Below are 23,792 nucleotides of genomic sequence, written 5' to 3'. Positions count from 1 at the left end.
CACGCTAGTGCCTGCGGGGCGGGAGCGCGCATGACCCGCGGCGCGCTCCCACCCCGACGAGGGGTCAGCCGGCAACGGCCATGCGCGGGATGACCGTCGCGCCTGCCGCAGGCGTCAGCCACACCGTGCTGCCCTCCTCGAGGCCGAAGGATCGCGCGTGGGTCCTGGTCACCACCACCGACACCTCGTCGCCGTCGACGGTGAGGACGTGCAGTCGCACCTCGAAGCCGATGCGCACCATCCGCGAGATCGTGCCCTCCACGGCACCGGCCAGCGTGGGCGCGGTCTCGAGCTCGATGTCGTGCGGTCGCAGGGAGAGCCCACCGAGGTGGGTCACCTCGCCGAGGAACGACATCACGAAGTCGTTGGCCGGCTCGTCGTAGAGCTGGTCCGGGGTGCCGACCTGCTCGACGCGACCCTCGTTGATCACCACGATCTCGTCGGCGACCTCCATGGCCTCCTCCTGGTCGTGGGTCACGAACACGGTCGTGACCGGCACCTCGTCGTGGAGGCGCCGCAGCCACTCACGCAGCTCCTTGCGGACCTTCGCGTCGAGCGCACCGAACGGCTCGTCGAGCAGCAGCACCGTCGGCTCGACGGCCAGCGCCCGCGCCAGGGCCATCCGCTGCCGCTGCCCGCCCGAGAGCTGGGACGGCATGCGGTGGGAGAACTGCGAGAGGTGCACCAGTCGCAGCAGCTCGTCGACACGCTCGACGACCTCCTGCTTGGGGCGCTTGCGGATCTCCAGGCCGAACGCGACGTTCTTGGCCACCGTCATGTGCTTGAAGACCGCGTAGTGCTGGAACACGAAGCCCACGTTGCGCTTCTGCGGTGGCAGGTGGGTGGCCTCCGTGCCCTCGATCGCGACGGTCCCCGAGTCGGCCGAGTCCAGCCCAGCGATGATGCGGAGCAGGGTGGACTTGCCGCCGCCCGAGGGACCGAGCAGCGCCGTCAGCTGGCCCGAGGGCAGCGACACCGTCACGTCGTCCAGAGCGACGAAGTCTCCGAACCGCTTGTTCAGGTTGCGAACCTCGATACTCACTTCTTCTCCTTGATGGGCTCAGGGTGCGACCCCTCACTGGGGCGCAGGATGGCGACGACGACCAGGCACAGGACCGACGCCACGACGAGGAGGAGGGACACCGAGTAGGCCACGTCCTCATGGAAGTTCTGGTACTCGCGCTGCACCAGGAGCGTGGCGGTCTCCATGTTGCCGATGCTGCGACCGGCGACGATCTTGACGGCGCCGAACTCGCCCAGCGAGCGAGCCAGGCTCAGCACCACGCCGTACACGATCGCCCAGCGGATGCCGGGCAGGGTGACCCGCCAGAACGTCTGGACGCCGTTGGCGCCCAGGCTCCGGGCCGCCTGCTCCTGGTCGTCCCCGAGCTCCTCGAGCACGGGCACGACCTCACGGATGATCAGCGGGAGGACGACGAAGCACGTCGCCATGACGATGCCGGGGGTGGCGAACACGACGTCGATGCCGCGGTCGTGCAGCCCCTCCCCGAACCAGCCGTAGCGCGGGTTGTAGACCAGGACCAGCGCGAGGCCGACGACCACGGGTGACACCGACAGCGGCAGGTCGATCAGCGCCGAGAGCGCCCGCTTGCCCGGGAAGTCGTAGCGGACGAGCAGGAGCGACATCCCGACGCCGAACACGAGGTTGATCGCCACGGCGACGACCGCGACCCGGACGGTGAGCCACAGGGCATGGGTGACGTCGGGGTCGCCCAGCGCGCGCCGCATGCCCCCGAGGCCGTCGGCGAACGTGTTCTGCGCGATCAGGCCGGTGGGCCATGCGACGAGCATGACGAGGTAGCCCACGACGACCAGTCGCAGCAGCCAGGTCACGACCCGGGAACGGTTGCCCACCGCCGAGCTCGCGCTAGCCACGGCGGGCCAGCCTTCGCTGCGTCGCGTCGAGGACGACGATCGCCAGCAGGGCGACCAGCAGCATGATCGTGGCCAGTGCCGCGGCCGCCGGGCGGTTGCCGCCCTCCAGCAGCGACGCCATGCGGTACGACGTCACCTCGGTGCGGTTGGGCAGGTTGCCCGACAGCAACACCAGGGACCCGTACTCGCTGATGCCGCGCGCGAAGGACAGCGCGGCACCGGCGAAGATCGCGGGCACGAGCGTCGGCAGCACGATGCGGCGCAGGATGGTCAGGCGGTTGGCGCCCAGCGACGCGGCGGCGTCCTCCACCTCGACCTCCATCTCCTCCAGCACCGGCTGCACCGTGCGGACGATGAAGGGAAGGGTGACGAACGCGATGGCGAGGAAGACGGCCTTGCGCGTGTTCTCGAACTCCACGCCGATCGGGCCCTGGCTGCCGTAGAGCGCGAGGAGGACGAGCCCGGCCACGATCGTCGGCATCGCGAAGGGGATGTCGATGATCAGGTCCAGGGCGCGTTTGCCCCAGAAGCGGTCACGCACCAGCACCCAGGCGATGACCGTGCCCATCACCATGTTGATGACGGTCGTCAGCACTGCGACGCCGACGGTCAGCTGCAGGGCGTTGACGGTCTGGGAGTTGGTGAGCGCCGACCTGTAGGTCTCCCACCCGCCACCGGAGGCCTCGACGACCACGGCGGACAGGGGGATCAGGACGAGCAGGCTGAACCAGAGGAGCCCGACCCCCAGGCCGAGGCTCGCGCTCGCGTTGAGTGCACGCGGCCGGGCCGACCGGCGCTTGCGCGCCGGTCGACCAGCCGTGAGGGTCGTGGTGGCCAAGATCAGCTACCGACCCCGGACGCGGCCTGGATCTCGGTGATGATGCCGAGCGGGTTGTCCTCCTCGCCGTCACCGAAGAACTTGTCGTTGGCCTCGCCCCAGCCGTTGAAGTCACCGTCGATGGTGAGCTCGGTCGCAGGCTCGGGGAACGCGTCGGCCGGGTCCAGCGCACCCTCGACCTCGACGTCGCCGACGTCGACCAGCGGGCGGAAGCCGAAGCCGGCGTACAGCTTCTGGCCCTCCTCCGAACGCTGGAAGTCCAGGAAGTCGTTCGCCTGGTCGGGCGCGTCCACGGTGACCGCGCACGGGTTCTCGATCAGCAGCGTGGTGTCCGGCACGACGTAGTCGAAGTCCTCACCGTTCTGGCGGGCCAGGATCGCCTCGTTCTCGTAGGACAGCAGCACGTCGCCCTGTCCCTGCGTGAACGCCGTGGTGGCGTCACGACCGGAGTCGGGGAGCGCGGAGACGTGGTCGAAGAACTCCGTCATGTACGCCGCCGCGTCGTCCTCGCTGCCACCGTCGGAGATCACCGAGCCGTAGGCGGCGAGCAGGTTCCACTTGGCCGAGCCGGACGAGGCCGGGTTGGGCGTCACGATGGAGACGTCGTCCTTGACCAGGTCGTCCCAGCTGTCGATCTTCTTCGGGTTGCCCTTCGGGACGACCATGACGACCACCGACTGCGTGCAGATGCCCGAGGTGTCGCCGTCCTTCCAGTCGTCGGCGACGATGCCGGCGTCGACGAGGCGGGTCATGTCGGGCTCGAGGGAGAAGTGGACGAGGTCGGCGTCCTGGCCGTCGACCACTCCGCGGCTCATGTCGCCCGAGGCGCCGTAGGCGGGGCCGTCGAAGGTGACGTCCGCACCGGCGTCGGTCTTCTCGAAGGCCGCGAAGGCCGCGTCGTTGGGGGTCTCCATCACGGAGAAGCCGACGACCGCGAGGTTGGTGCCACCGTCGCCGCCCGAGCCGGCGTCCGCGTCACCCGAGCAGGCAGACAGGGCCAGGGGGCCGAGGAGGGCTGCCGCGAGTGCGGCACGTGAACGGATCTGCATGGGGGGTACTCGACTTTCTAGATCGGTGAGCAATGTCGAGCAACATACATGACTTTATGCACGTTGGTGACATTGCCCATCGATCGGCCGCGTGTCGCGCGCCACCCGCGCCATGACGCGCGTCACACCGCAGGCGAGGACGCCGTCCCACAGGGCAGGAACCGGCGGTCGGCGAGGCAGCGGCGACTATCGTGGAGGCCGTGGTAGCACCCGAAAAAGAGGTCAAGCAGCTCGACCGCGTCATCATCCGGTTCGCCGGCGACTCCGGCGACGGCATGCAGCTCACCGGTGACCGGTTCACCCAGGAGACGGCGGCGTTCGGCAACGACCTCGTGACCCTGCCCAACTTCCCGGCCGAGATCCGCGCCCCCCAGGGCACGCTGCCGGGCGTCTCGTCGTTCCAGGTGCACTTCGCCGACCACGACATCCTCACCGCGGGCGACGCCCCCGACGTGCTGGTCGCGATGAACCCCGCAGCGCTGCGCGCCAACCTCGGCGACCTGCCCAAGGGCGCGACGATCATCGTCGACACCCACGACTTCACCGCGCGCAACCTCACCAAGGCCGGATACACCGCGAACCCCCTCGAGGGCGACGGCCTCGCCGAGTACGCCGTGCACACCGTCGACCTCACCGGGATGACGGTGGAGGCGGTCAAGGAGTTCGGCCTGTCGCGCAAGGACGCCTCGCGCGCCAAGAACATGTTCGCGCTCGGCCTGCTGTCGTGGATGTACGGCCGTCCCACCGAGACGACCCACGCCTTCCTCGCCAAGCGCTTTGCCAAGGTGCCCGACATCCGCGACGCCAACCTCGCGGCGTTCAAGGCCGGGTGGAACTTCGGCGAGACGACCGAGACCTTCGTGGTGCGCTACGAGATCAAGCCGGCCAAGATGGCGCCCGGCAACTACCGCAACATCACCGGCAACCTCGCGCTGTCCTACGGGCTCATCGCCGGCGGCGTGCAGTCGGGACTGCCGGTCTTCCTCGGTTCCTACCCGATCACCCCGGCCTCCGACATCCTCCACGAGCTCAGCAAGCACAAGGGCTTCGGCGTGACGACGTTCCAGGCCGAGGACGAGATCGCCGGCGTCGGCGCCGCGATCGGCGCCTCGTTCGCCGGTCAGCTGGGCGTCACCACGACGTCCGGTCCGGGCATCTCGCTCAAGTCCGAGGCCATCGGCCTCGCGATCATGACCGAGCTGCCGCTCGTCGTCGTCGACGTGCAGCGCGGCGGGCCGTCCACCGGGCTGCCGACCAAGACCGAGCAGGCCGACCTGCTCCAGGCGATGTTCGGCCGCAACGGCGAGGCGCCCCTGCCCGTCGTGGCCCCGCAGTCGCCGGGCGACTGCTTCGACACGGCCGTCGAGGCCGTCCGTCTCGCCGTCACCTACCGCACGCCGGTGATCCTGCTGTCCGACGGCTACCTCGCCAACGGCTCCGAGCCCTGGCGCATCCCCGGCCTCGACGAGCTGCCCACGATCGACCCGGACTTCGCGACCGAGAAGAACCACGGCTCCGGCGAGGATGCCGAGTTCTGGCCCTACGAGCGCGACGCCGAGACCCTGGCGCGTCCGTGGGCCATCCCCGGCACCCCCGGCCTCGAGCACCGCATCGGCGGCCTCGAGAAGGGCGACGGCCACGGCAACATCTCCTACGACCCCGCCAACCACGACTTCATGGTGCGCACGCGCCAGGCCAAGGTCGACCGGATCGCCGACTCGCTGCCCCCGCTCGAGGTCGACGACCCGTCGGGCGAGGCGAAGGTGCTCGTCCTCGGGTGGGGGTCGACGTACGGCCCCATCGGTGCGGGCGTACGCCGTGTGCGCAAGGCCGGCTACCACGTCGCGCAGGCCCACCTGCGCCACCTCAACCCGTTCCCGAGCGACCTCGGCGAGGTGCTGAAGCGCTACGACCGGGTGCTGGTGCCCGAGATGAACCTGGGCCAGCTCTCGCTGCTGCTGCGCGCGAAGTACCTCGTAGACGTGGTCGGCTACAACGAGGTCCGCGGCCTGCCGCTCAAGGCGGCCGTCCTCGCCGACGTGATCGGCAACCTGGTCGCCGAGGCCGAGGGCATCGACGTCGACCTGACCCCCACGAGCTCCCAGGAGGAGCAGCGATGACCGAGCAGACGACTGACCTGGGAGTCCCCGCCTTCCGCACCGGCACCGAGTCGGTCCCGACGACCGACGACAAGCAGACGGGCAAGGACTTCACCTCCGACCAGGAGGTGCGCTGGTGCCCCGGCTGCGGCGACTACGCCGTGCTCAAGGCGGTGCAGTCGTTCCTGCCCGACCTCGGCCTGCGCCGCGAGAACATCGTGTTCGTCTCCGGCATCGGCTGCTCCTCGCGCTTCCCCTACTACCTCGACACCTACGGCATGCACTCGATCCACGGCCGCGCGCCGTCGATCGCGACCGGCATCGCCACGGCCCGCGAGGACCTGTCGGTGTGGGTCGTGACCGGTGACGGCGACGCGCTGTCGATCGGCGGCAACCACCTGATCCACGCGCTGCGCCGCAACGTGAACATGACGATCCTGCTGTTCAACAACCGGATCTACGGCCTCACCAAGGGCCAGTACTCCCCCACCTCGGAGACCGGCAAGGTCACCAAGTCCACCCCGATGGGCTCGCTCGACCACCCGTTCAACCCGGTCTCGCTGGCGCTCGGCGCGGAGGCCTCCTTCGTGGCCCGCACGATCGACTCCGACCGCAAGCACCTCACCTCGGTGCTCGCCGCGGCCGCCGCGCACCGCGGCACCTCGCTGGTCGAGATCTACCAGAACTGCCCGATCTTCAACGACGGCGCGTTCGACGCGATCAAGTCCCCGGAGACCAAGGCCGACGCCATCATCCCGCTCGTGCACGGGGAGCCGATCCACTTCGGCGCCACCCTGGAGGACGGGCCGATGGCAGGAAGGGGCGCCAAGGCGCTCGTGCGCGACGAGCAGACCGGCGGCGTGAAGGTCGTCGCCACCGCGGACGTCGCGACCTCGGACGTCCTGGTCCACGACGCGCACAGCCCCGACCCCACGATGGCGTTCGCGATCTCGCGCCTCACCGACTCGGGCTACCTCAACACCTCGCCGATCGGCGTCTTCCGCCAGGTGCAGCGACCGACGTACGACGACGCGGCGCGCGAGCAGGTCGCCACCGCCCGCAACGGTGCCTGGAACGACGACACCGCCGACCGCGCTGCCCGACTGGCGGCGCTGATCGGCGGTGGCGACACCTGGACGATCCTCTGACCTCTCGGTCGGAGGCCCGTCCGGGCGGGGCTCAGCTCACTTGAAGTAGAGCGTCCAGACCTTGCCCTTGGTGTTGGCGTAGCCGTTGGAGTGGTCGACCTTCGAGCGCCACTTCCAGCGTCCCTTCTCGGGCGCGTAGATGCGGGTCTTGAAGACGCCGCTCTCGTCGGTCTTGATCTTCTTGACCGTCCTCCACTTGCAGGTGCCGCACTTCTTCTTGAGGATCTTCACCTGCTGGTCGGCGTAGGGCAGCAGCGTGCCGTCGGCCTGGGGCTCCATCACGGTGCCCTTGAGCTTGAAGGCGTTGTAGGACACCTGCTTGTCGCCGGGCGGCTGCTCGTCGATGATGCGCTCGGGCAGCGAGCTCGCGGTGGCGACGGTGCTGAGAGCACCGGTCATGAGCAGTGCAGCCACGAAGGCTGCCAGGACGGCGCGGAAGATCCGCATGTTGAACTCCCCCTCGAGAGACGATGACGTACGTGGGTCGCTCGAGGTCCCATCCCCCGAGCCCGGCCCATCGTAGGCGACGGCGCACACCTACACTCCCCGAGTGCCCGAAAGCCGCCGCGGTCTCCTGCTCGGCGCGCTGGCCTACACGCTCTGGGGCACCTTCCCGCTCTACTGGACGCTGCTCGAGCCCGGCGGTGCGATCGAGATCCTTGCCCACCGCATCGTGTGGTCGAGCCTCACCATGGTCGTCATCCTCGTGGGGTGGCGTCGGGTGCCCCAGCTCAAGGCGCTGCTGCGCGACCGCCGCCGGCTGCTGCTGATCTGCGCGGCCGCCGTGGTCATCACGGTCAACTGGGGCGGCTACATCTGGGGCGTCAACAACGGCCGCGTCGTCGAGACCGCCCTGGGCTACTTCATCAACCCGCTGGTCACCGTGCTCATGGGCGTGGCGGTCCTCGGCGAGCGACTGCGGCGGCTGCAGTGGGCCGCCATGGGCATCGCGCTCGTCGCGGTCGTGGTGCTCGCCGTCGACTACGGCCGCCCGCCCTGGATCGCGCTGCTCCTCGCCTTCTCGTTCGGCACCTACGGCCTGCTCAAGAAGCAGGCCGGGGTCGGTGCGGTGGAGAGCATCACCGTCGAGACCCTCGTGCTGACGCCCGCCGCGCTGTCGTACGTCGTGTGGCTGGTCGCGACCGGCCAGTCAAACTTCGGCTCCCACGGACTGGCCCACGCCGCCCTCTTCACGACCACCGGCCTCATCACCGCGGTGCCGCTCATGCTCTTCGGCGCCGCCGCGATCCGTGTCTCGATGGTGTCGCTGGGCCTCCTGCAGTACCTCGCCCCGACGATCCAGTTCGCCCTCGGGATCCTGGTGTTCCACGAGGCCATGCCCGCCAGCCGCTGGATCGGCTTCGGCCTGGTGTGGCTGGCGCTGGTGATCTTCACCGTCGAGGCGCTCAACCACCGCCGCCGGCAGCTGCGGCTGGTGGCCCACGCCAGCGCCGTGTGACCTGGGCTCTCTCAGAGACCGAGCTCGGTGAGGCCGGGATGGTCCGCGGGACGCGGTCCTGACCGGTCCCAGTGGAACAACCGGTCCGCGTCCTCGATGGCGACGTCGTTGATGCTTGCGTGCCGCTGCCGCATGAGGCCGTGCTCGTCGAACTCCCAGTTCTCGTTGCCGTGCGAGCGGAACCACTGACCCCGGACGTCATGCGACTCGTAGACGAACCGGACGGCGATCCGATCGTCGCCGTGGGTCCAGACCTCCTTGATCAGGCGGTACTCCAGCTCCCGTTCCCACTTCTGCTGCAGGAACGACACGATCTCGCTGCGGCCACGCACGAAGGTGTCCCGGTTGCGCCAGCGGCTGTCGTGCGTGTAGGCGAGCGAGACCCGGTCGGGGTCGCAGGAGTTCCACGCATCCTCGGCGGCGCGTGCCTTCTGCACAGCGGTCTCCGCCGTGAAGGGTGGAAGCGGCGGGCGTTCGTTCATCGGCTCAACCTCACGCGATCGACGTCCACCGCACGCTACTACGCGGTGTGCAGCCCGGACCCGCCTCCCGCTGCCGGCCGACCTCCCTTGTGTCAGCTGAGGTCGACCACCACGACAGTGTGGTTGTCGGGCTCCCCGGCCTCGACCACGGCGCTCGCGACCGCGTCGGCCACCTGCTGCGCGGATCCCGTCGCGGTGAGCAGCGGGGCGAGGTCGTCGACGTACGAGTGAACGCCGTCCGTGGTGAGCGCCAGCCGGTCGCCCGGCCGCAGGGCGAGCGTGGCCTCGTCGGCCGCGACGCCGGGCGCGAGCGCACGGTTGAGCAGGTTGCGGTGCTCGTGCGAGCGGACCTCGTCCTCGGTCAGCTGACCGGCCTCGAGGAGCCCGGCCACCACCGTGTGGTCCTGGGTGACCTGCCGGACCTCGTCGTCCCGTACCAGCCAGACCCGCGCGTCGCCCACGTGCGTGACGTGCGCGTTGGCGCCCTCCAGCCTGACGGCGGTGAGGGTGGTTCCGGCGGTGGGAGCCGCCGGGAGCGCAGCGCGCACGCCCGGCGCGACCTCGCTGACCGCGGCCGCCAGGCCGCCCGAGGAGAAGGCGGCGAGCGCCGCGGCAGCCAGGTCGTCGCGATCGCCGAAGCCGTCGGCGACGGCGTACAGCCCTGCGCTCGCCAGCAGCGCGTCCTGCTGCCGCTCGCGGGAGCCCTGCAGGTGGCTGGTGCCGATCTCCGCGTGGAGGGTGCCGGTGGATGTGGTCATGTCGGGTGCCTCGTTCCTCAGTTGACGGACGAGGGTGGAGACGACGCCGTCGCGGGTGGCGGTGTCCGCCCGCACCTGGTGCCAGTAGGCCTCGACCTCCTGCGCGGCGGCAGCAGGCGTGAGTCCGAGCACCCTGCGGATCCGCACCAGCGGCATCCCCAGCAGGCGCAGGGTCGCCACCAGCCGGGCTCGCTCGAGCTGTGTGGGCGCGTAGCGCCGGTAGCCCGAGAGCGGGTCCACCTCCGCCGGCGGCAGCAAACCCAGGTCGTCGTACAACCGGAGCGCCTTCTGCGTCAGGCCCGTTGCGCGGGCGAAGTCGCCGATGGTCACCAGCGTGTGCGGCTCGGTCATCGTCCCCATCCTCTCCGGTGTCGCTCACCGGTGCCACGACCGTGGGGCCTGCCCCAGGGGCAGGGTCAAGCCGTCAGGCCGAGCGGTTGGCCACGATGTCGGCGAACGACTCCAGGGCCGTGCGGACCGGGCCGGGGTCGAGCACCTCGAGCAGCTTCTTGGCCTGGGTGGCCTGCCCGAGGACGTGGTCGCGGGCCCGCTCCATCGCCGGGTGGCGGCGCAGCAGCGAGAGGGCCTCGGCGTGCTCGGCGTCGTCGGTGAGCGGACGCCCGAGCAGCTCGAGCAGGCGGGCGTCGGCAGGATCGGTGGAGGCCTGGGCCATCAGCACCGGCAGCGTCGGGACGCCCTCGCGGAGGTCCGTGCCGGGGGTCTTGCCGGAGGTGTCGGACTCCGAGGCGATGTCGAGGATGTCGTCGGAGAGCTGGAAGGCCGAGCCGACGATCTCGCCGTAGGCACTGAGCGCCTCGACGACCTCGGGGCGGGCGCCGGCGAACATCGCGCCGTAGCGCGCGGAAGTCGCGATGAGCGAGCCGGTCTTGCCGGCCACGACCTCGAGGTAGTGCGCGAGCGGGTCCTCTCCCGGCTCGGGCTTCACGGTCTCCAGGATCTGGCCCTCGACCAGCCGGGTGAACGTCCGCGCCTGGATCCGCACGGCGTCGGGCCCCAGATCGGCGGTGAGCTCGGACGACCGGCCGAAGAGGAAGTCGCCGGTGAGGATCGCGACGTGGTTGTCCCAGCGGGCGTTGGCGGTGTCGGCGCCCCGACGCAGCGCCGCCTCGTCCATGACGTCGTCGTGGTAGAGCGAGGCGACGTGGGTGAGCTCCACGACGCAGGCTGCGGTCTCCACCTCCTCGGCCTCGGGGTGCGGGCCGGTCTCGGCGGCCAGCAGCACGAGCAGCGGCCGGAAGCGCTTGCCGCCGGCCATCATCAGGTGGGTGGCCGCGCGGGTGACGTAGGGCGTACGGCCCTGGCAGTGCTCGGCGAGCAGCTCCTCGATGCGCGCGAGTCGGCCGACGAGCCGCTGCTCGAGGGCGGCGTCGACGACGGGCAGTGCGAGGGGCGAGTCGGTCACCTGATGAATTCTCCCGCAACCCCCGCCAGGTCGAGCACCGGGCCCGGCAGCACGCCGAGCACGAGCGTCACGGCGGCCCCCACGGCGATGGTCGTCGCGGTCAGCACGGACGGGTACGCCACGCTCGGACCGGTGCCGACGGGCTCGTCGAAGTACATGACCTTGATGACCCGGATGTAGAGGAACGCCGCGATGATGCTCGCGAGCACAGCGGCCACGACGACCGGCCACGCCCCGGCCGCGAGGGCGACGGAGAACACCGCGAGCTTGCCCACGAAGCCGGACGTCAGCGGGATGCCGGCCATGGCCAGCAGGAAGAAGGCGAAGACCGCCGCCACGACGGGCGACTCCTTGCCCAGCCCGGCCCACCGGTCGATCGCAGTCGTCTCGCCACCCGCGTCGCGCACCAGACCGACGACCGCGAAGGCGCCGATCGTCGCGAAGCCGTAGGTGGTGAGGTAGAACAGCACCGCCTGGAGCGAGCTGATCTCGCCGACCGCGAGCTGGTCGGCGGCCTGGAGGCCGACGACGCCGGTGAGGATGAAGCCGGTGTGGGCGACCGAGGAGTAGGCCAGGAGCCGCTTGATGTCGCTCTGGGTGATGGCCAGCGCGGCGCCGACGAACATCGACAGGATCGCGATGATCCACAGCATCGGCTGCCACGACCAGCGGTCGGCGCCGAGCGCGACGTAGAACAGGCGCATGATCGCGCCGAACGCGGCGACCTTGGTGCCGGCGGCCATGAAGGCGGTGACCGGGGTGGGCGCACCCTGGTAGACGTCGGGGGTCCAGGCCTGGAACGGCACCGCGCCGACCTTGAAGAGCAGGCCGACCGAGAGCAGGCCGGTGCCGATGAGCAGCAGCGAGGAGCTGCCGACGTCGTTGCGCACGGCCTCGTTGATGGCGGCGAAGTCCATGGAGCCGGCGAAGCCGTAGAGCAGGGCCGCGCCGTAGAGGAAGAAGCCGGAGGAGAACGCGCCGAGCAGGAAGTACTTGAGCGCGGCCTCCTGGCTGAGCAGGCGGCGACGGCGGGCCAGGCCGCTGAGCAGGTAGAGCGGGAGGGAGAGCACCTCGAGGCCGACGAACATGGTGAGCAGGTCGTTGGCCGCGGGGAAGAGCATCATGCCGAAGACCGCGAACAGCATCAGCGGGTAGACCTCGGTGTGCTCGCGACGGGCCGCGATCGACGCGGTCTCCGCGTCGGTGCCGGGCACCGCCGCCGCCTGGCCGGCGAACGCCGACACTCCCCCGTCGAGGTGGCGCTCGGCGAACAGCAGCACCCCGGCGATCGCCAGCGCCAGCACGAGGCCCCAGATGAACAGGCTCGGCCCGTCGACGGCGATGGTGCCGCCGACCGCGAGGACGCCGCGCGCGGCGCCGTCGTCGTACGTCGTCACGTCGCGCGCGACCACCACGACACCGACGAGCGCACCGACGAGGCCGACCAGGGCGAGCGCGACCTGCGCGGTGTAGCGCGCACGGCGCGGCACGAACGCCTCGACGACCACGCCCAGGCACGCGACGCCGAACACGGCGAGCAGGGGCCACAGCTCGAAGTAGTCGATGCTCGGCTTGACGAACTCGGTCACTGGTGACCACCCTCCTGGCCGATGCCCACGCCCGCGAGGGTGTCGTGGACGACGGGATTGATGACGTCGAGCAGCGGCATCGGGTAGAAGCCGAACAGCACGAGCGCGAGCAGCAGCGGGGCCAGCACGCCGACCTCGCGACGGTCGAGGTCACGCACCTCGACCGCGCCCAGGCGCCCGGCACCGGTCATGGTGCGCTGGTACATCCAGAGCGCGTAGAAGGCGGCCAGCACGATCGCCAGGACCGCGACCGAGCCCACCAGCCAGTGGTGGTCGAAGGCGGCGATGATGACCATCATCTCGGACACGAACGGCGAGAGACCCGGCAGGCCGCAGGCTGCGAGGCCCGCGACCAGGAAGAAGCCGGCCAGGACCGGTGCGGTGCGCTCCACGCCCCCCATCTCGCGGATGGAGGCGGTGCCGGTGCGACGGATGAGGAACCCGGCGACCAGGAACATGAGCGCGGTCGCGATGCCGTGGTTGACCATGTAGAGGATCGCGCCGGCGCCACCGGTCGAGCTGAACACGAAGATGCCCAGCACGATGAAGCCGAAGTGCGACAGCGACGTGAGACCGATCAGGCGCAGGACGTCGTCCTGGCCGATGGCGACCAGCGCGCCGTAGATGATCGAGACCAGCGCGAGGACGACCACGACCGGCGTCGCCCACTGCGAGGCGTCGGGCAGCAGGCCCAGGCAGAACCGCAGCATGCCGAAGGTGCCGATCTTGTCGAGGATGCAGACCAGCAGCACCGAGGTGCCGGTGGTCGCCTTCTCGGTCGTGTCGGCCAGCCAGGTGTGGACCGGGAACATCGGCGCCTTGATGGCGAAGGCGATGAAGAAGCCGACGAACAGCCAGCGCTGGGTGATCGGGTCGATGTCGATCGCGGCCAGGTCGCTGATCAGGAAGCTGGGGGTGCCGGCGTCGGCGGAGACGACGTAGAGGCCGATCACCGAGGCGAGCATGACCAGGCCGCCCGCGAGCTGGTAGATCAGGAACTTCGTCGCGGCGCGACCGCGACCGGAGCGCCCGAAGCCGCCGATGAGGAAGTAGGCCGGGATCAGGGTGGCCTCGAAGACGACGTAGAAGAGCAGCACGTCGGTCGCGGTGAAGACCGCCAGCGACATGGCCTCGAGCGCCAGGGTCCAGGCGAAGAACGCCTTGGCGCCGCTGTTGCCGGGCTCCTCGGACTCGTTCCACCCGGCGAGCAGCACGATCGGCACCAGCACCACGGTGAGCAGCACCATGAGCAGGCCGAGGCCGTCGACGCCGAGGGCGTAGTGCACGCCGAGGGACTCGATCCACGTGTGGGTCTCGGTGAGCTGCATGCCGTCGCCGGCGTCGTACTGCAGGGCGGCGACGACGCCCGCGACCAGGGTGGCGACCGCGAAGCCGACACCGGCCAGGCGGGCGAGCGCGCCCGGCACGACGGCCGTGACGACCGCGCCGAGCAGCGGCAGGAGGATCAGGACTGTGAGCATCATCCGAGGTTCACCGCCAGGAGGGCCAGGACGAGCAGCAGGGCCCCGGCGAGGAGGGACAGGGCGTAGGAGCGGACGAAGCCGTTCTGGACACGTCGCAGGGTGGTGCTGATGCCGCCGACCGCGGACGAGCCGCCCTCGACGGCGCCGTCGACGCCGACCCGGTCGAAGGTGGTGAGCCCACCGACCAGGGACGCGCCAGGACGCACGACGACTGCGTCGTTGATCGCGTCTCCGTAGAGGTCGGCGCGGGCGGCACGGGTCGCGAACGACACGTCCTGGGGGGCCTCGCGCGGCACGTCACGCCGGGCCACGAGGAACCAGGCCGTCGCGACACCGATCGCGACGACACCCACGATCATCGCCGTGACGACGAGCGCCGACACGGGCGGGTTCTCGTGCTCGACGTGACCGGTGACGGGCTCGAGCCACTCGACGATCCAGTTGCCGAGGAGCAGGACGCCTCCGAGCACCGACAGCGCGGCGAGCACGATGAGCGGGAACGTCATCACCTTGGGCGACTCGTGCGGGTGGAGGTCCTTGGCCCAGCGCTTCTCGGTGAAGAACGTCATCAGCATCAGGCGGGTCATGTAGAACGCCGTGATGCCCGCGCCGAGCACGGCCAGCAGGCCGACGACGATGTTCTCGGTGAGCGCGGCCTCGATGATGCGGTCCTTGGACCAGAAGCCGGAGAAGCCCGGGAACCCGATGATCGCGAGGTAGCCCATCGCGAACGTCAGGAACGTGACCGGCATCGCCTTGTTGAGCGCGCCGTAGTGGCGCATGTCGACGTCGTCGTCCATGCCGTGCATGACCGAGCCGGCCCCGAGGAACATGTTGGCCTTGAAGAAGCCGTGGGTGAGCAGGTGGAAGATCGCGAACGGGTAGCCGACGGGGCCGAGACCGGCGGCCAGCATCATGTAGCCGATCTGGCTCATCGTGGAGCCGGCGAGCGCCTTCTTGATGTCGTCCTTGGCGCAACCGAGGATCGCACCCCACAGCAGCGTGACGGTGGCGACGACGACGACCGCGGTCTGGGCGACGGGCGTCAACTCGTAGATGAAGTTCGCACGGACCACGAGGTAGACACCGGCGGTGACCATGGTCGCGGCGTGGATGAGGGCCGACACCGGGGTCGGGCCCTCCATCGCGTCGAGCAGCCACGCCTGCAGCGGCACCTGGGCCGACTTGCCGCAGGCGCCGAGGAGCAGCAGCAGGCCGAGCGCGTTGAGCGTGGCCTGGTCGGCGCTGCCCGCGAGCTCGCTGACGCCGCCGAAGTCGGTCGTGCCGAACGTGGCGAACATCAGCGCGATGGCGAGTGAGAGGCCGATGTCACCGACGCGGTTGATGACGAACGCCTTCTTGGCCGCGGCCGCGGCCGACGGCTTGTGCTGCCAGAACCCGATGAGGAGGTAGGACGCGAGGCCCACGCCCTCCCAGCCGAGGAACAGGCCCACGAAGTTGGCCGAGAGGATCAGCGTGAGCATCGCGGCCACGAAGAGGTTGAGGTAGCCGAAGAAGCGGCGACGACGCGGGTCGTGCTCCATGTAGCCGATCGCGTAGACGTGGATCAGCGAGCCGACGCCGGTGATCAGCAGCAGGAAGAGCGCGGCCAGCTGGTCGTAGAGCAGGTCGAAGCCGACGTTGATCGACGCCGTCTCGAACCAGGTCCACAGGTGCTGGCCGACCTGGCGCTCCTCCGCGCCGCGACCGAGCAGCGAGACGAAGAGCAGCAGGCTGAGCACGAAGGACAGGGCGGACATCGCGGTGCCGAGCAGGTGGCCGTGCTTGTCGGCGGCCGCGCGCAGCGACGCGGGGAGCAAGGGCGCGACGCCGAGGAGCAGGAAGGCGCCGAGGAGCGGCAGCGCGATGACCAGCCACAGCAGGTCGAACACGCCACCCGCGCCGGTGTCGGGCGCGACCACGGGGACGTGCGCGCCTCCCTCGGCCATCGGCAGGCCGGAGAGAAGGACTGAGTGGGACAACAGGTTCACGGGTGCTCCCTCAGTACTTCAGCAGGCTGGCGTCGTCGACCGAGGCCGAGCGTCGGGTGCGGAAGATGGTCATGATGATCGCGAGCCCGATCACGACCTCGGCAGCAGCCACCACCATCACGAAGAAGGCGGTGATCTGACCGTCGAGGTTGCCGTGCTGGCGGGCGAAGGCGACGAAGGCCAGGTTGCAGGCGTTGAGCATCAGCTCGACGCACATGAACACCACGATGGCGTTGCGACGGGTGAGGACACCCACGCAGCCGATGGTGAACAAGATGGCCGACAACACAACGTACTCAGTCAAGGTTCGACCTCTTCGAGCGTCGGGGTCCCCGGCGGATTGTTCGCGGAGGAGCGCAGCGGAGGAGCGAAGAATCCGCTGGGGTGGCGACTACGTAGTGGGTCACTTCACGTCCTCTTCCGTGTGCGCGGGGGCGCCGGCCTTGCCCGAGGTCTCGGGCATGGCGGCCGGGTCGCCCGAGCCGTCGAGCCCCGCCAGCTGGCGGCGTACGTCATCGATGTCGTCGGCGAGCGCGGGAGCCGACCGGACCGTGCCGCGGGCGGCGAGCACGCGCGAGACCGACGACTCGGCCGCCGTGCCGTCGGGCAGCAGCGCCGGGGTGTCGACGGCGTTGTGGCGCGCGTAGACACCGGGCGAGGGCAGCGGCCCGAGGTGCTTGCCGTGCTCGGCGTAGTCGCGCATGCGCTGCGCGGCCATGTCGGCCTGCGTGGCCTTGGGGGTGAGGCGCTCGCGGTGGGCGAGCACCATCGCGCCCAGCGCGGCGGTGATCAGCAGCGCGCTGGTCGCCTCGAAGGCGAAGACGTAGCGCGAGAACAGGATGTTGGCGATCGCCGGGACGTTGCCGCCCTCGTTGGCGTCGTCGAGGCCGACCACCGTGCCGAGGGTGACCTGGCTGATCCCGATCACCAGCACGGTGCCGAAGACGAGGCCGAGGACGACGCCCATCACGCGCTGGCCGCGGATGGTCTCCACGGTCGAGTCGGCGGCGTCGACGCCGATCAGCATCATCACGAACAGGAACAGCATGAGGATGGCGCCGGTGTAGACGATGATCTGCACCGCGAAGAGGAACGGTGCGTCCATCACGGCGTAGAGGAACGCCAGGCTGATCATGACCACGGCGAGCAGCAGCGCGGCGTGCACGGCCTTGCGGACGAACAGGATGCCCAGCGCGGCGGCCACCATGATCGGGGCGAGGATCCAGAAGGTCATCGAGTGGTCCCCCTGTAGTAGTCGCCCTCGTCGTCGCCGAGGCGCATCGGGTGCGGCGGCTGCTCCATGCCGGGCAGGAGCGGGGCCAGCAGGTCGGACTTCTCGTAGATCAGGTCGGCACGGTTGTTGTCGGCCAGCTCGTACTCGTTCGTCATCGTCAGCGCGCGCGTCGGGCACGCCTCGATGCAGAGCCCGCACAGGATGCAGCGCAGGTAGTTGATCTGGTAGACGCGGCCGTAGCGCTCGCCGGGACTGAAGCGCTGGCTGTTGCCGTCGGCGTCCGGGGCGTCGCTGTTGGACGCGCCCTCGACGTAGATCGCGTCGGCCGGGCAGGCCCACGCGCACAGCTCGCAGCCGATGCACTTCTCCAGCCCGTCGGGCCAGCGGTTGAGCTGGTGGCGGCCGTGGAAGCGCGGGGCGGTCGGGAGCTTCTCGAAGGGGTACTGCTCGGTGACGACCTTCTTGAACATGGTGCGGAAGGTGACGCCGAACCCGGCGATCGGGTCCCAGAGGCTCTCCTTGATGCCCTTCGAGCCCTGCCCGGACTGCGTGGACTCACTCATGGTCGTTGTTCTCCTCCGCTGCAGCGGTGACGGTGGTGCGGCTCCCCGAGCGGGCGAACGACAGCGGCGCAGCGCCACCTCGTACGGCGCCGCCCGACGGCATCGGGGGCACGGGGAAGCCGCCGGCGAAGGCGTCGTGCGGCTCGTCGGACGCGGTCGCGGGCTCGTCGGTCGCCTCCTCGGACTTGTCGCCGACGAACAGCAGCGCGACGGTGATCACGAGCAGGACGGCGATGGCGGCCACGAGGTAGGTGCGGTTGATGTTGCCCTCGAGAGAGATCACCCGGATGGTCGCGACCGCGACGATCCAGGCCAGCGACACCGGGATCAGGACCTTCCAGCCGAGCGCCATGAACTGGTCGTAGCGCATGCGGGGCAGCGAGCCGCGCAGCCAGACGAACAGGAAGACGAAGCAGAAGACCTTGCCGAAGAACCACAGCAGCGGCCAGTAGCCGGAGTTGGCGCCCTCCCACACGTTCTCGATGCCCCACGGAGCGGCCCAGCCGCCGAGGAACAGGGTGGTGGCGATCGCCGAGACGGTGGCGAGGTTGATGTATTCCGCCAGGAAGAACAGCGCGAACTTCAGGCTGGAGTACTCGGTGTGGAAGCCGCCCACCAGCTCGCCCTCGGCCTCGGGGAGGTCGAAGGGGGCACGGTTGGTCTCACCGACCATGGCGATCATGTAGATCACGAAGGACGGGAAGAGGATCAGGCCGAACCACAGCTTGTCCTGCGCGGCGACGATCTCGGAGGTCGACATCGACCCGGCGTAGAGGAAGACCGCCACGAGCGCCAGGCCCATCGCGACCTCGTAGGAGATCATCTGCGCGCTCGAGCGCAGGCCGCCCAGCAGGGAGTACGTCGAGCCGGACGACCAGCCGCCGAGGACGATGCCGTAGATGCCGATGGAGGCGATCGCGAGCATGAAGAGCACCGCCACCGGCATGTCGGTGAGCTGCAGCGGCGTCTGGTGGCCGAAGAAGTTGACCGTCGGGCCGAGCGGGATCACCGACCAGGTGACGAAGGCGGGGACCGTCGCGATGACCGGCGCCAGGAGGAAGACCACCTTGTCGGCGGCCTTCGGGATGATGTCCTCCTTGAGAGCCAGCTTCACGCCGTCGGCCAGCGACTGCAGCAGGCCGAAGGGGCCGTGCACGTTGGGCCCCACGCGGTGCTGCATCCGGGCGACGACGCGACGCTCGAACCAGATGTTGAACAGCGTCAGCAGGACCAGGATCAAGAAGATGAAGACCGCCTTGAGCGCGATCACCCACCACGGGTCCTGGCCGAACTGCGCCAGCTCGGTCTCGGGCAGGTCCGCCGCGAGCGGCAGGAGGTGCATCACTGTGCTGCTCCCTTCACGGTGACCGTGCTGCCGGGCGAGGCCAGCTCGGCGAGGACGCCGCGACCGAAGGACCGGGCCGGGACCCAGACCACGTCGTCGGGCAGGTCGGCGACCACCACGGGCAGCGTCACGCTGCCCCGGTCGCCGGAGATCGTCGCCACCGGATCCTGGCCGGCGTCGAGCATGCCGAACACCGACTCGTACGACGCCCGGCTGAGGCGCGCGACGGGCGTGCGGGCGGTGGCGCGCAGGTGTGCCTCACCGTCCTGCATCGACCCGAGGTCGATCAGCTGCTTCCACGTGGCGAGCGCGAACGCGCCGGCGCGGGCCTTGGGCGCGCGTGGCGCCTTGCCGGCGTCGAGCGCCGGGCGGGCGCCGTCCCACGGGCCGAGGGCCTGCATCTCGGCGCGCACCTCGGCGACCGTGCGGAAGCCGAGCGGACGGCCCAGCTCCTCGGCGATGCCGGCGAGCACGCGCAGGTCGGGCAGCGACGAGGGGTTGGCGAAGACGGCGTCGAACGCGCGGGTGCGGGCGTCCCAGGTGACGAACGTGCCGGCCTTGTCGCTCACCGGGGCGACCGGCAGCACGACGTCGGCGGCGCGGGTCACGTCGGTCTCGCGCAGCTCGAGGCTGACGACGAAACCAGCCGCGGCGAGCGCGGCCCGGAAGGCAGCGGGGTCGGCGGTGTCGTCGGGGTCGACGCCGGCGACGACCAGGCCGCCGAGGTCGCCCTTGGCGAGCGCGGCGACGATGGCGTTGCCGTCGCGTCCGGCCTTCGCGGGCAGCGAGTCCACACCCCAGGCGGCGGCCACGTCGACGCGGGCCGAGGCCTCGGTGACGGGACGGCCCCCGGGCAGCAGGGTGGGCAGGGCGCCTGCCTCGACCGCACCGCGGTCACCGGCGCGCCGCGGCACCCACGCCAGGCGGGCTCCCGTGGTGCGGGCCAGCTCGACGGCGGCGGTGAGGGCGCCGTGGGCGGCGGCGAGGCGCTCGCCGACGAGGATGACGGCGTCCTTGCCGACCCCGTGCTCGGCGTCCTTGAGCGAGCCGATCGCCTCGACCTCGGCGCCGGGAGCGGCAGGGACGAGGCGCCCGTTCATCTTCTCCAGGCCGCGCGAGGTGAAGGGTGCGACCGACACCACCTGCGTACGTCCCTTGCGGGACGCCTTGCGCAGGCGCAGGAAGATCGTCGCGGCCTCGTCCTCGGGCTCCAGACCGAGCAGGACCACGACGGGCGCGGCCTCGAGGTCGGCGTAGGTAATGCCACCGGACAGCGCGACGTGGGCGGCCAGGAAGCTGGCCTCCTCGGCGCTGTGCGGGCGGGCGCGGAAGTCGATGTCGTTGGTGTCGAGGGCGACCCGGGCGAACTTGGCGTAGGCGTAGGCGTCCTCGGCGGTCAGTCGGCCGCCCGTGAGGACAGCGGACGCGCCGGCCTCACGCAGCCCGCGCGCGGCGACCGCGAAGGCCTCCGGCCACGAGGCCGGGCGGAGCTCACCGCCCTCCCGGATGCGGGGGTAGGTGATGCGGTCCTCGACCTGGGTGTAGCGGAAGGCGAAGCGGTCCTTGTCGCTGATCCACTCCTCGTTGACCTCGGGCTCGTTGCCGGCGAGGCGGCGCATCACCTTGCCGCGGCGGTGGTCGACGCGGATCGCGGCACCGCAGGCGTCGTGCTCGGCCACGCCGGGGGTGGAGACCAGGTCGAAGGGGCGTGAGCGGAAGCGGTAGTCGGCCGAGGTCAGCGCGCCGACCGGGCAGATCTGGATGGTGTTGCCCGAGAAGTAGCTCTCGAAGGGCTCGCGCTCGTAGATCGCGACCTGCTGCAGCGCACCGCGCTCGGCAAGGGCGATGAACGGGTCGCCGGCGACCTGCTCGGAGAAGCGGGTGCAGCGCGCGCACAGCACGCAGCGCTCGCGGTCGAGCAGGACCTGCGCGGAGATGTTGATCGGCTTGGGGAAGGTGCGCTTGACGCCCCCGCCCGCCGAGAAGCGGCTCTCGCCGCGGCCGTTGCTCATGGCCTGGTTCTGCAGGGGGCACTCGCCGCCCTTGTCGCAGACCGGGCAGTCGAGCGGGTGGTTGATCAGCAGGAACTCCATGATCCCCTGCTGGGCCTTGTCGGCCACCTCGCTGGTCGCCTGGGTGTTGACGACCATGCCCTCGGCGACCGGCAGCGTGCAGGAGGCCTGCGGCTTGGGGAAGCCGCGGCCGTTGCCGGCGTCGGGGATGTCGACCAGGCACTGGCGGCAGGCGCCGACAGGGTCGAGCAGCGGGTGGTCGCAGAAGCGCGGGATCTGTACGCCGACCTGCTCGGCGGCCCGGATGACCAGCGTGTCCTTGGGGACGCTGACCTGGACGCCGTCGATCGTCAGGGTGACCAGGTCGGTGTCGAGCTTCTCCGGCGCCTTGTCGGTGGCCGTCATGCAGTTGCTCCCACAGGTGCGAAGGCGGTCGAGGCGGCCGGGTCGAACGGGCAGCCGCCGTGGGTCAGGTGCGCGAGGTACTCCTCGCGGAAGTGCTGGATCGAGCTCGAGATCGGGCTCGTCGCACCGTCGCCGAGCGCGCAGAACGCGCGGCCCAGGATGTTGTCGCACTGGTCGAGCAGCAGGTCGAGGTCGGACTCGCTCCCCTGCCCCTTCTCCAGCCTGGCCATGGTCTGGGTCAGCCACCAGGTGCCCTCGCGGCACGGGGTGCACTTGCCGCAGGACTCATGCTTGTAGAACTCGGTCCAGCGCAGCACCGCGCGCACCACGCAGGTGGTCTCGTCGAAGAGCTGCAGCGCACGCGTGCCGAGCATGGAGCCGGCCGCGCCGACCGACTCGAAGTCGAGCGGCACGTCGAGGTGCTCGGGGGTCAGCAGCGGGGTGCTGGAGCCGCCGGGGGTCCAGAACTTCAGCTCGTGGCCCTCGCGCATGCCGCCGGCCAGGTCGATCAGCTCGCGCAGGGTGATGCCCAGCGGGGCTTCGTACTGGCCGGGGTTCTTCACGTGGCCCGACAGGCTGAAGATGCCGAAGCCGTTGGACTTCTCGGTGCCCATGCCGGCGAACCAGCCGGGCCCGTTGACGATGATGCTCGGCACGGACGCGATCGACTCGACGTTGTTGATGACCGTCGGGCTGGCGTAGAGGCCGGCGACCGCGGGGAACGGCGGGCGCAGGCGCGGTTGGCCGCGGCGCCCCTCGAGGCCCTCGAGCAGCGCGGTCTCCTCGCCACAGATGTAGGCGCCGGCGCCGGCGTGCACGATCAGGTCGAGGTCGTAGCCCGAGCCGTGGATGTTCTTGCCGAGGTGTCCGGCGAGGTAGGCCTCCTGCACCGCGCGCTGTAGGCGGCGGATGACGTGGAGGACCTCGCCACGGACGTAGATGAACGCGGTGTTGGCGCGGATGGCGTAGGAGCTGACGATCACGCCCTCGACGAGCGTGTGGGGGCTCGCCATCATGAGCGGGATGTCCTTGCAGGTGCCCGGCTCGGACTCGTCGGCGTTGACCACGAGGTACTTCGGCTTCGGGTTGTCCTGCGGGATGAAGCCCCACTTCATGCCCGTGGGGAAGCCCGCGCCGCCGCGGCCGCGCAGGCCGGACTCCTTGACGGCGTTGATGACGTCGTCGGGCGCCATGGCGAACGCCTTGTCGAGCGCGGCGTAGCCACCGCGCTCCTCGTAGGACGCCAGCGTCCAGGCGCGCTCGGCGTCCCAGTTGTCGGTGAGGACCGGGGTCAGGGTGTCGGTCACTTGCTCTCCCCCTTGCTCGAGTCGGTGCCCGCCGTCCAGCCCTTCTCACGGGCGATCTTGAGCCCCGCCAGCGAGGCCGGGCCGGCGGCCGGGCCCTCGTCGGCGCGGTCGTCGGGGAAGCCGGCCAGCACGCGCTCGGCCTCGCGCCACGTGCACAGCCGCGGTCCGCGGGTGGAGTGCACCTCGTGGCCGGCGCGCAGGTCGTCGACGACCTGGACGGCCGACTCGGGCGTCTGGTTGTCCATGAACTCCCAGTTGACCATCATCACCGGGGCGTAGTCGCAGGCCGCGTTGCACTCGACGTGCTCGAGGGTGATCTTGCCGTCGGCCGTGGTCTCGTCGTTGCCGACGTCGAGGTGCTCCTTGAGCCGCTCGAAGATGAGGTCGCCGCCCATGACGGCGCACAGCGTGTTGGTGCACACCCCGACGTGGTAGTCGCCGACCGGCTTGCGCTTGTACATCGTGTAGAACGTCGCCACGCCGTTGACCTCGGCGGCGCTGATGCCGAGCACCTCGGCGCACGCCTCGATGGCCTCGGGGGTGATGCGGCCCTGCACCGACTGCGTGAGGTGCAGCATCGGCAGCAGGCCCGAGCGCGCCTGGGGGTAGCGGGCCGCGATCTCGCGCAGCTCGGTCCAGGTCTTCTCGTCGAGGCCGGCGCGCTCGAGGCTGGGGGCCCCGTTGGACTCGGTGCTCATCGGGGTCCCCTC

Annotated in this window: 21 protein-coding genes; 3 read left to right on the top strand and 18 right to left on the bottom strand. The window is 70.3% G+C overall.

Annotation, left to right across the window (positions count from 1 at the left end; translation table 11 throughout):
- Nucleotides 1-64 precede the first annotated feature (64 nt).
- Genes ASG76_RS09165 through ASG76_RS09150 form a run of 4 tightly spaced genes read right to left on the bottom strand, consistent with a single transcriptional unit; the run spans nucleotide 65 to nucleotide 3,783 of the window.
- The gene (locus ASG76_RS09165) at nucleotides 65-1,042 is read right to left on the bottom strand and encodes a sulfate/molybdate ABC transporter ATP-binding protein (RefSeq protein ID WP_056602140.1); all 978 of its coding nucleotides are present in this window, start codon (nucleotides 1,040-1,042) and stop codon (nucleotides 65-67) included.
- Nucleotides 1,039-1,896, bottom strand: coding sequence for a sulfate ABC transporter permease subunit (locus ASG76_RS09160; protein ID WP_235529459.1), 858 nt, complete (start codon nucleotides 1,894-1,896; stop codon nucleotides 1,039-1,041). Before ASG76_RS09160 ends, ASG76_RS09165 begins: the two co-directional genes overlap by 4 nt.
- Nucleotides 1,889-2,734 (bottom strand): sulfate ABC transporter permease subunit CysT, encoded by an 846-nt coding sequence (gene cysT / locus ASG76_RS09155; RefSeq protein ID WP_056602138.1) that lies wholly within the window; start codon nucleotides 2,732-2,734, stop codon nucleotides 1,889-1,891. The genes ASG76_RS09160 and cysT overlap by 8 nt, the downstream gene beginning before the upstream one ends.
- 2 nt (nucleotides 2,735-2,736) lie before the next feature.
- Nucleotides 2,737-3,783, bottom strand: coding sequence for a sulfate ABC transporter substrate-binding protein (locus ASG76_RS09150; RefSeq protein ID WP_056602137.1), 1,047 nt, complete (start codon nucleotides 3,781-3,783; stop codon nucleotides 2,737-2,739).
- Between the two features lie 275 nt (nucleotides 3,784-4,058).
- Between ASG76_RS09150 and ASG76_RS09145 the strand changes: the two genes are divergently transcribed.
- Nucleotides 4,059-5,903 (top strand): 2-oxoacid:acceptor oxidoreductase subunit alpha, encoded by a 1,845-nt coding sequence (locus ASG76_RS09145; protein WP_235529490.1) that lies wholly within the window; start codon nucleotides 4,059-4,061, stop codon nucleotides 5,901-5,903.
- Nucleotides 5,900-7,030 (top strand): 2-oxoacid:ferredoxin oxidoreductase subunit beta, encoded by a 1,131-nt coding sequence (locus tag ASG76_RS09140; RefSeq protein ID WP_056602136.1) that lies wholly within the window; start codon nucleotides 5,900-5,902, stop codon nucleotides 7,028-7,030. Before ASG76_RS09145 ends, ASG76_RS09140 begins: the two co-directional genes overlap by 4 nt.
- Nucleotides 7,031-7,066: 36 nt before the next feature.
- On the opposite strand, the gene ASG76_RS09135 is transcribed toward ASG76_RS09140, so the two are convergent.
- Nucleotides 7,067-7,477 (bottom strand): hypothetical protein, encoded by a 411-nt coding sequence (locus tag ASG76_RS09135; protein ID WP_056602135.1) that lies wholly within the window; start codon nucleotides 7,475-7,477, stop codon nucleotides 7,067-7,069.
- Nucleotides 7,478-7,580: 103 nt separating this feature from the next.
- Here ASG76_RS09135 and rarD point away from each other — a divergent pair, with 103 nt between their 5' ends.
- The gene (rarD, locus tag ASG76_RS09130) at nucleotides 7,581-8,489 is read left to right on the top strand and encodes an EamA family transporter RarD (protein ID WP_056602134.1); all 909 of its coding nucleotides are present in this window, start codon (nucleotides 7,581-7,583) and stop codon (nucleotides 8,487-8,489) included.
- 11 nt (nucleotides 8,490-8,500) lie between these two features.
- Here rarD and ASG76_RS09125 read toward each other — a convergent pair whose 3' ends face one another.
- From ASG76_RS09125 to nuoE, 13 genes are all read right to left on the bottom strand, one after another.
- Nucleotides 8,501-8,971 carry a DUF1348 family protein gene (locus ASG76_RS09125; RefSeq protein ID WP_056602133.1) on the bottom strand — a complete coding sequence of 157 codons (471 nt, stop codon included), beginning with the start codon at nucleotides 8,969-8,971 and terminating at the stop codon, nucleotides 8,501-8,503.
- A gap of 92 nt (nucleotides 8,972-9,063) precedes the next feature.
- Entirely contained in the window at nucleotides 9,064-10,080 is a 1,017-nt protein-coding gene (locus ASG76_RS09120; RefSeq protein ID WP_056602132.1) for a MerR family transcriptional regulator, read from the bottom strand.
- Nucleotides 10,081-10,153: 73 nt separating this feature from the next.
- Entirely contained in the window at nucleotides 10,154-11,152 is a 999-nt protein-coding gene (locus tag ASG76_RS09115; protein ID WP_082587373.1) for a polyprenyl synthetase family protein, read from the bottom strand.
- Nucleotides 11,149-12,741 (bottom strand): NADH-quinone oxidoreductase subunit NuoN, encoded by a 1,593-nt coding sequence (gene nuoN / locus ASG76_RS09110; RefSeq protein WP_056602131.1) that lies wholly within the window; start codon nucleotides 12,739-12,741, stop codon nucleotides 11,149-11,151. Before nuoN ends, ASG76_RS09115 begins: the two co-directional genes overlap by 4 nt.
- A complete protein-coding gene (locus ASG76_RS09105) occupies nucleotides 12,738-14,222 on the bottom strand; it encodes an NADH-quinone oxidoreductase subunit M (RefSeq protein WP_082587408.1) in 1,485 nt (494 codons plus the stop codon). Before ASG76_RS09105 ends, nuoN begins: the two co-directional genes overlap by 4 nt.
- A complete protein-coding gene (gene nuoL / locus ASG76_RS09100) occupies nucleotides 14,222-16,174 on the bottom strand; it encodes an NADH-quinone oxidoreductase subunit L (RefSeq protein ID WP_200948134.1) in 1,953 nt (650 codons plus the stop codon). The genes ASG76_RS09105 and nuoL overlap by 1 nt, the downstream gene beginning before the upstream one ends.
- A gap of 52 nt (nucleotides 16,175-16,226) precedes the next feature.
- A complete protein-coding gene (gene nuoK, locus ASG76_RS09095; protein WP_056602129.1) occupies nucleotides 16,227-16,520 on the bottom strand; it encodes an NADH-quinone oxidoreductase subunit NuoK in 294 nt (97 codons plus the stop codon).
- Nucleotides 16,521-16,619: 99 nt separating this feature from the next.
- On the bottom strand, nucleotides 16,620-17,450 hold the full coding sequence (locus ASG76_RS09090; RefSeq protein ID WP_056602128.1) for an NADH-quinone oxidoreductase subunit J: 831 nt from the start codon (nucleotides 17,448-17,450) through the stop codon (nucleotides 16,620-16,622).
- On the bottom strand, nucleotides 17,447-18,013 hold the full coding sequence (nuoI, locus tag ASG76_RS09085; protein ID WP_056602127.1) for an NADH-quinone oxidoreductase subunit NuoI: 567 nt from the start codon (nucleotides 18,011-18,013) through the stop codon (nucleotides 17,447-17,449). The genes ASG76_RS09090 and nuoI overlap by 4 nt, the downstream gene beginning before the upstream one ends.
- Nucleotides 18,006-19,355 carry an NADH-quinone oxidoreductase subunit NuoH gene (gene nuoH, locus ASG76_RS09080; RefSeq protein WP_056602317.1) on the bottom strand — a complete coding sequence of 450 codons (1,350 nt, stop codon included), beginning with the start codon at nucleotides 19,353-19,355 and terminating at the stop codon, nucleotides 18,006-18,008. The genes nuoI and nuoH overlap by 8 nt, the downstream gene beginning before the upstream one ends.
- Nucleotides 19,355-21,775 carry an NADH-quinone oxidoreductase subunit G gene (locus ASG76_RS09075; RefSeq protein WP_056602126.1) on the bottom strand — a complete coding sequence of 807 codons (2,421 nt, stop codon included), beginning with the start codon at nucleotides 21,773-21,775 and terminating at the stop codon, nucleotides 19,355-19,357. Before ASG76_RS09075 ends, nuoH begins: the two co-directional genes overlap by 1 nt.
- Complete coding sequence (nuoF, locus tag ASG76_RS09070; protein ID WP_056602125.1) at nucleotides 21,772-23,082, bottom strand: NADH-quinone oxidoreductase subunit NuoF; 1,311 nt, start codon at nucleotides 23,080-23,082, stop codon at nucleotides 21,772-21,774. Before nuoF ends, ASG76_RS09075 begins: the two co-directional genes overlap by 4 nt.
- Entirely contained in the window at nucleotides 23,079-23,780 is a 702-nt protein-coding gene (gene nuoE, locus ASG76_RS09065; protein ID WP_056602124.1) for an NADH-quinone oxidoreductase subunit NuoE, read from the bottom strand. Before nuoE ends, nuoF begins: the two co-directional genes overlap by 4 nt.
- Between the last annotated feature and the right edge of the window lie 12 nt (nucleotides 23,781-23,792).

The organism is Nocardioides sp. Soil774, assembly GCF_001428125.1.
In the GTDB taxonomy this organism is placed as follows: domain Bacteria; phylum Actinomycetota; class Actinomycetes; order Propionibacteriales; family Nocardioidaceae; genus Nocardioides.
This window is presented reverse-complemented; position numbering and strand designations above follow the sequence as displayed.

Bases quoted from the DNA above. Each gene is read 5' to 3' on its own strand.
- ASG76_RS09150 (WP_056602137.1), bottom strand. From the start codon at position 3,783: ATGCAGATCCGTTCACGTGCCGCACTCGCGGCAGCCCTCCTCGGCCCC.
- nuoL (WP_200948134.1), bottom strand. From the start codon at position 16,174: ATGGCCGAGGGAGGCGCGCACGTCCCCGTGGTCGCGCCCGACACCGGC.
- nuoH (WP_056602317.1), bottom strand. From the start codon at position 19,355: ATGCACCTCCTGCCGCTCGCGGCGGACCTGCCCGAGACCGAGCTGGCG.
- ASG76_RS09090 (WP_056602128.1), bottom strand. From the start codon at position 17,450: ATGACCTTCTGGATCCTCGCCCCGATCATGGTGGCCGCCGCGCTGGGC.
- ASG76_RS09120 (WP_056602132.1), bottom strand. From the start codon at position 10,080: ATGACCGAGCCGCACACGCTGGTGACCATCGGCGACTTCGCCCGCGCA.
- ASG76_RS09075 (WP_056602126.1), bottom strand. From the start codon at position 21,775: ATGACGGCCACCGACAAGGCGCCGGAGAAGCTCGACACCGACCTGGTC.
- nuoE (WP_056602124.1), bottom strand. From the start codon at position 23,780: ATGAGCACCGAGTCCAACGGGGCCCCCAGCCTCGAGCGCGCCGGCCTC.
- nuoI (WP_056602127.1), bottom strand. From the start codon at position 18,013: ATGAGTGAGTCCACGCAGTCCGGGCAGGGCTCGAAGGGCATCAAGGAG.
- ASG76_RS09105 (WP_082587408.1), bottom strand. From the start codon at position 14,222: ATGCTCACAGTCCTGATCCTCCTGCCGCTGCTCGGCGCGGTCGTCACG.
- ASG76_RS09140 (WP_056602136.1), top strand. From the start codon at position 5,900: ATGACCGAGCAGACGACTGACCTGGGAGTCCCCGCCTTCCGCACCGGC.
- ASG76_RS09135 (WP_056602135.1), bottom strand. From the start codon at position 7,477: ATGCGGATCTTCCGCGCCGTCCTGGCAGCCTTCGTGGCTGCACTGCTC.
- ASG76_RS09145 (WP_235529490.1), top strand. From the start codon at position 4,059: ATGCAGCTCACCGGTGACCGGTTCACCCAGGAGACGGCGGCGTTCGGC.
- ASG76_RS09125 (WP_056602133.1), bottom strand. From the start codon at position 8,971: ATGAACGAACGCCCGCCGCTTCCACCCTTCACGGCGGAGACCGCTGTG.